Raw genomic sequence first — 3,668 nt, forward strand, 5'->3', positions numbered from 1 at the left:
GGACTGGCATCGCACGATGTGATAGGCGATCGATGCATGGGCTCGCTCTTCATGCCAACGCGGAACCAGCCGCTGATGTGGGTCATCGGCTTCCGCATGACTCGGGGGCAGCCGGGTAGAGGTTTCGGCGCCGTCCTAAATCACGTCACCCGTCAAGGCGCGATATCGAACTTCACTCGAAAGTGTAGCGGGTACGATCGCGAATTTGCACGCTGGCCGGTGCTCCCGCCGAACGAAATAGTGGCCGCTGGGTTTGCCTCTCGATGGTCATGTCCCGATCGGACCTAACAACCGGTATCTGACGCCAGAAAATCACCGCCTCATACCCGCTCCGTTTCAATTTCGTGGAAAAACATCTGTGCCACACTGGTGAAACGCCGTAGGAAAGGAGGCTTCGCTGGTCCGTACCGATCAACGACTACCAATTGCGGCGCAGGTAAATCCTCGACTATGCGTTTGCGCGTCACACTATCGCTGTCTGGACTTCCACGACCGAGCGGTCGCATGTTGAGAATTGAAAAACCGAATCCGCAGGCGACTGCGGCCCGCACGGATTCATAGCTACGGGTTCTGAAGCCCACCTTTGGCCGTTCTCCAACGATATCGAACAAGGTCAACAAGTACGCAGAAGTTTGTGGCAAGTCGAGAAGCACGAGAGGCAACCGCGCGAGTTCGGTCAGGCTAACTGCAGCATGCTTGGCCAACTCACTGTCAACGTGCAACAGAGCGTGTGGAGGAAAACGTGCTAAAATCGCGGCATCCTCCGGAAGCCCTGCACCTATGTCATAGGTGAGCACGGCGTCAACGGTATTGCCTTCCAGCCACCTTAGGAGTTGTGGCTGCTCGCCCTCGAACAACTGAATCTCGACCCCTTCCTGGTCGATGAAACGACGCAAAAGCTCGGGCATTAAGAGAGCTCCGAAAGGTTCGAAACAACCTAGCCGAAGAATCCTAGGGGTCTTGGGGCTGTGCCTCTCCATTGAGCGCTCGAATTCTGTTTCCGCCGCAAGCAGCAGGCGCGCCGAAGCTAAGAAGCGCTCACCCGCAGGCGTCGCGACGACGCCGCGTGAGGGGCGTCGCTCAAACAACCGCGCCCCCATTTCGATCTCAGCGGCGTCGAGGGCCGACAAAATGGATGATTGCGAAATCCGGCAGGTTCGGGCCGCTGCAGCGATCGAGCCCGATTCTGCAACAGTTGCAACATAGCGGAGTTGGCGGAGTGACATATCCATAACACATCCTGTGCATCAAAGCGCACCAAATAATGCATTTTATAGAGTTTTGATTTCCTTGCATACTGCGCTCACAGGTAGAGGAAGCTTGGATATGAAAACTGCGGACAGTGGCATGAATTTGCCGGAGATAGGGGGAGCGGAACTTAATCGTTTCGACGTCGGAAGCCTCGCGGAAGCGTATCAAAATAAGCAGCTTTCGCCTGTCGAAATAACCCAGGCGGCCCTCGCGCGAGCCACTGAAATACAAGGGCCGCTAAACCCGTTCACCTTCCTGGATCCGGAAAATGCCCTGGCGACGGCTCGATCCGCCGAACGAAGATGGGCGAGAGGTGAGCCACTCTCGCCGATAGATGGCATTCCCACTACACTCAAGGACATCGTTCATGTGCAGCGATGGACCGTTCGATATGGTAGCCGTACGACCGACCCGGCGCCCATGCATCGGGATGCTCCTTCTGTCGCTCGGTTGCGTAAGGCCGGCGCGGTCTTTATTGGCCAGACAACCACACCTGAGTTCGGCTGGAAAGCGGTAACTGACAGCCCTGCATTTGGGGTCACCCGCAACCCGTGGAACCCAACCCGCACACCAGGCGGATCCTCTGGAGGAGCGGCCGTTGCGGCAGCCTGCGGGGCAGGCGTTTTGCACCTTGGCACCGATGGCGGGGGTTCAATTCGAATCCCCTCTTCATTCACTGGGATTGTAGGCCACAAGCCGACTTACGGGCGAGTTGCTGCCCATCCCTTAAGCTCATTTGGCACGGTAGCGCACATTGGGCCTATGACGCGCACGGTGGCTGATGCTGTTGCAATGTTGGAGGTGGTGTCCGGGCGCGATTTGCGCGATTGGACGCAGCCCCCCGTTAAGTATCCGAAGTTGAATGTGTCCCATCTCGATTGGAAGGGAAAGCGCATCGGTTATTGGAAAGAACCTTGCGTTGGCAAAGTTGAGCCTGCTGTGGCGGCGGCGATTGAGGGCGTCGTGAATGACCTTGAGGAAGCGGGCGCGATAGTCGCCGAAATACGCCTTCCGGAACAGGAAACTCTCCTCGAACTCTTTTATGCTCACTGGTATGTCGGAGCGGCAAACAGGTTAGCTTCGATCGATCCTGAGAAGTGGTCCACCCTCGACCCGGGTTTTCTTAACGCCGCCAGTGCGGGGCAAGGCTATACCGGTGTCGAACGCATGGCTGCGGAGATACGGCGCGCTAAGTTCGGGGCCGCCATGGATGCTTTGCTTGCCGAATATGACTTTGTCGTCTCGCCGACTGTCCCGGTGCTGCCATTCGAAGCCGGCCACGATACTCCGCCTGGCGGCGACCTACAAAGCTGGGTCTCGTGGTCTTCATTCAGCTTCCCGATCAATCTCAGCCAGCAGCCTGCTTCAACAGTCCCGTGCGGGTTGACAGATGATGGATTGCCCATAGGCATGCAGATTGTCGGCGCACGCGGGGAAGACAGCGACGTCCTAAGCGCTGCGCTATCGTACGAAGAGATGTATCCACATCGCTTCCTGAGTGGTAACCGGGCTAAACAGCCGCCCAATCAAGAAAAAGGGGAATGGCAATGACAAACGCACGCAAATGCTTTTCAGCGTCAATGCTGTCGTTATTTATCGCCGGGGCCGGCAACCTTCTATATTGGCCCGCGTTAGCTCAAACGATCGATGAGGCGAAGACGAACGGCGTAACGATCGCAATCGCCAATGATCCCCCGTTGATGACGATGAACGCAGACGGTTCGCCGGGCGGCTTGGGACCAGAAATGGATGCAGCTATTCTCGCGGAGGCGGGCATCACCAAGTACTCAGCCCAGGTCATGGAATATGGTGCGATGATCCCCGCGCTCCAATCGAAACGCGCCACCCTGTCTACGAGCGGGGCCCTTTACATCAAACCTGAGCGTTGCGAGGCGGTGCTTTTCTCGGATCCAGTCTCGTGCAATGCCGAGGTCCTGATCGTGCCCGCCACCCTAGCCGACAAGTTGAAAACCTACAAGGACATTGCTGAGCAGGGCCTGAAGATTGGCGTATGCGGTGGGTGTTATGAGCAGAAGTTGGCCCTGGCCGCTGGAGTGACGGAGGACAAAATCGTTGTGTTCCCCGACGCAACCAGCGGTATTAAGCTTCTGACTGACAAGCGCATCGACGTCTACGCTCACGACTCCTACACGGGGGCGGCGATGTTCAAAAGGCTGGACCCCAAGGAAATGCGTTTCGTCCGTCTGGACGACCTCAAATCCTGCGCAGCTGCCGGCTTTAATAAGGATAGCTCCGCATTGCGCGACGCATACAACGATGGTCTTCGCAAGATCCGCGCCAATGGGAAATACATTGAAATATTGAAAAAGTATAATTTCGACGAGGGCGCGCACGTCGAAAACGTCACTACGGAAAAGCTCTGCGCTGAGTGATTCGTCTATTGATGAGATTAGGGA

The 3,668-nt window shown here is 56.7% G+C and carries 3 protein-coding genes; 2 read left to right on the plus strand and 1 reads right to left on the minus strand.

The window, feature by feature from the left end:
- Positions 1 to 320: 320 nt before the first annotated feature.
- Positions 321 to 1,232 carry a LysR family transcriptional regulator gene (locus EOA24_RS30740; protein ID WP_127410422.1) on the minus strand — a complete coding sequence of 304 codons (912 nt, stop codon included), beginning with the start codon at positions 1,230 to 1,232 and terminating at the stop codon, positions 321 to 323.
- 94 nt (positions 1,233 to 1,326) lie between these two features.
- Between EOA24_RS30740 and EOA24_RS30745 the strand changes: the two genes are divergently transcribed.
- Together EOA24_RS30745 and ehuB are read left to right on the plus strand one after the other, a co-directional pair.
- Entirely contained in the window at positions 1,327 to 2,802 is a 1,476-nt protein-coding gene (locus tag EOA24_RS30745) for an amidase (RefSeq protein WP_210213621.1), read from the plus strand.
- Positions 2,799 to 3,644 (plus strand): ectoine/hydroxyectoine ABC transporter substrate-binding protein EhuB, encoded by an 846-nt coding sequence (ehuB, locus tag EOA24_RS30750; protein WP_189354368.1) that lies wholly within the window; start codon positions 2,799 to 2,801, stop codon positions 3,642 to 3,644. The genes EOA24_RS30745 and ehuB overlap by 4 nt, the downstream gene beginning before the upstream one ends.
- The last annotated feature ends 24 nt before the right edge of the window (positions 3,645 to 3,668 follow it).

Origin of the sequence: Mesorhizobium sp. M2A.F.Ca.ET.039.01.1.1 (genome assembly GCF_003998035.1) — a bacterium.
Lineage (GTDB): Bacteria > Pseudomonadota > Alphaproteobacteria > Rhizobiales > Rhizobiaceae > Mesorhizobium.